General features: G+C 72.2%; 1 protein-coding gene. It reads left to right on the top strand.

All coding sequences use genetic code 11. From position 1 onward, the window contains the following. The first annotated feature begins 118 nt into the window (after positions 1-118). Positions 119-2,941 (top strand): PA14 domain-containing protein, encoded by a 2,823-nt coding sequence (locus NBZ85_RS29665; RefSeq protein ID WP_261560562.1) that lies wholly within the window; start codon positions 119-121, stop codon positions 2,939-2,941. The last annotated feature ends 18 nt before the right edge of the window (positions 2,942-2,959 follow it).

Genomic DNA, 2,959 nt, shown 5'->3' with positions numbered 1-2,959 from the left:
GCGCTGACGGGGGCGCCCTTCGGATCGGCACGAACCGGCCGGCCGAGTCGCCGGCAGGGCGTGAATCGGCCGGGCGGCCTGTCCTGGTCGGCGGGCACGCCGGGGGAGGAAGCCTCCGATGCGGCCACGTGAACCGCGGCCGCGTGTGCTGCGGTCGCGTGTGCTGCGGTCGCGCCGCCCGGCCCGGTCAGCCCGGTCGGGCCGGGCCCTGGTCGCCGTGGTGTTGGTCTCGGCCGTCGGGCAGCTCGTCCTGCTGGTCGCCGCGGGCTCGCCGGCGGCGAAGGCGCAGACCTGCTCGGACGATCAGTGGAGCGCCGAGTTCCACGCCGGGACCGGTCTCGGTGGAGATCCGGCCGGGCAGCGCTGTGACGCCACGATCGACTTCGACTGGTCGGCGAACGGCCCCGGCGTCACCGGCATCGGCACCGTCGGCTATTCGGTGCGCTGGACGCGCCAGGTCACCCTCGCCGCCGGCTCCTACACGGCGAGCGTGACCGGCGACGACGGTGTCCGGGTGCTCGTCGACGGGCAGTCCGTCGTTGACGGCTGGGGTGACCACGGCCCGCAGACGTTCACCGGCACTCGCACGCTGGCCGCGGGCACCCACACGATCGTCGTCGAGTACTACCAGAACGCCGGCGGAGCCATGGTCGAGTTCGACCTCTCCGGCGGCCCGGGGGAGCCGCGCGGCCCCGGGCCCGACTGCGCGGCCGGCGAATGGGCGGGCACCTACTTCCCGAACCGGACGCTGAGCGGCACCGGGGTGCCCCGCTGCTCGGCGAGCGTCGACTACGCCTGGGGCGACGACGGTCCCGGCCTGGCCGGCATCGGCGCCGACAACTTCTCCGCCCGCTGGACGCGCACGGAGACCTTCGTCGCCGGCACCCTGACGGTCACCGCCACCGCCGACGACGGGATCCGGGTCTACCTCGACGACCAGCCGATCATCGACCGATGGCGCGACCAGGGCCCCACGACCTACACGGCGAGCGCCGAGGTCACCGCCGGCAGCCACGCCGTCCGGGTGGAGTACTACGAGCGCTCCGGCGGCGCGACCGCGCGGGTCGGCTACACCCTCACCCCCGCGGCGGCGTGCAACGGCCTGCAGTGGTCGGCCCAGTACTTCGACAACGCCACGCTCGCCGGCACACCGACGCCGGCACGCTGCGAGAACGGCCTGCACCACGACTTCGGTGACGGCGGGCCGGGCTTGCCCGGCATCGGCCCGGACGCCTTCTCCGCCCGCTGGACCCGCGTCGACCGCTTCGTCGCCGGCCCGATCAGGATCACCGCGACCGCCGACGACGGGGTGCGCGTCTACGTCGACGACACCCGGGTGATCGACGGCTGGAACGACCAGGGCCCGACCACCTTCACCGCCACCCCGACGGTGACCGCGGGCGCCCACACGATCGTCACCGAGTACTACGACCGGGCTGGTGGGGCGCAGATCCGCGTCGACTACACCGGCGGCGGCGGCGACCCCGACCCCCTGTCGGCCTCGCCGCCGGGTGGATGCACCGCCGACTGCGGCGGGACCTGGCAGACGCTCAGCTATCCGGCGTCCGTCCGGTCCGTGCACGCCAGCGTCCTGCGCACCGGGAACGTGCTGCTCGTCGCCGGCTCCGGAAACGACCTGTCCGCCTTCGACTCGGGCACCTTCAAGTCCAGCGTGTGGAATCCGAGCACCGGTCAATTCAAAGATGTTCCTATTGCGGACGATCTTTTCTGCTCGGGTCACGTCCAGCTTCCGGACGGTCGAATCCTGCTGGCTGGCGGGACGGCCGCTTACTCCACCGCCACAGCCAACTACAAGGGCCTGGCGAAGAGCTACATCTTCGATCCCGTGGCCGACACGTACACGGCGACGAACGACCTGCCCGGCGGCGGCCACTGGTATCCCAGCCTGATCGCACTGGGCGACGGCAACGTTCTCGCCGTGGGCGGCCTGGACCAGAACGCGGGCGGCAGCGTCGCCACCGAGATGTTCGACAGTTCCCAGCAGAGCTGGCTGCCCGCCGCCGAAGTGCCGCAGACGTACTTCTTCTGGGGCCTCTACCCCGAACTGAAGCTGATGACGGACGGGCGGCTGTTCTATGGCGGCGTCCACACCTTCGGCAACGCACCGACAGAGGCCGGCTCGAACATCTACGACCCGGCCACGGCGACGGTCAACGACGTGCCTGGTCTGCGCCATGTGAACCTGCGTGACCAGGGTGCCTCGGTGCTGCTCCCGCCGGCCCAGGCCGGGCGGGTGCTGACCCTGGGGGGTGGCAACGGCGATGCCGGAGCCGATGCCATCGCCGCCACCGACCTCATCGACCTGCGCCAGGCCGACCCGCACTGGCAGCCCGGCCCGGACCTGCCGGCGGCGAAGATGTACGTCAGCGCCGTGATCCTGCCCGACGGGAAGGTCCTGGAGACCGGCGGGGGACGGCACCTGCGGTCCGACCCGGTGCACGAGGCGTCGATCTACGACCCGGTCGCGAACACGTTCACCTCGGTCCCGCCGGACCCCCAGGACCGGACCTACCACTCGCAGGCGTTCCTGCTGCCCGACGGCAGCGTCGCGGCGCTGGGGAACAACCCGCTGGACGGGTCGTTCAGCCAGACGATCTCCGTCTACCGGCCCTGGTACTTCAGCCGGCAGCGGCCCGCGATCACTCAGGCAGCCGGCACGTTCGGCTACGGCTCGCGGCAGGCGCTGACGGTCGACGGCGACATCGGCCGGGTCACGCTGCTGCGGCCCGCGTCGGTGACCCACCAGGCCGATCCCAACCAGCGCAGCGTCGACCTGCCGGTGTCGGCCGGCAGCCAGGACGGCCAGATCTCGGTCGACGTCCCCGACAACCCGAACCTTCTTCCGCCGGGGTATTACATGATGTTCGCCCAGAACACCGCCGGGGTCCCCTCCGTGGCCCGATGGGTGCGGGTCGGGTGAGCGCGCGCCTGGACGGCC

The sequence above is a fragment of the Frankia tisae genome (assembly GCF_025403405.1).
Lineage (GTDB): Bacteria > Actinomycetota > Actinomycetes > Frankiales > Frankiaceae > Frankia > Frankia tisai.
Note: the sequence above shows the minus strand (reverse complement) of the source record. Positions and strands in the feature narration are given on the sequence as shown.

Bases quoted from the DNA above. Each gene is read 5' to 3' on its own strand.
- NBZ85_RS29665 (WP_261560562.1), top strand. From the start codon at position 119: ATGCGGCCACGTGAACCGCGGCCGCGTGTGCTGCGGTCGCGTGTGCTG.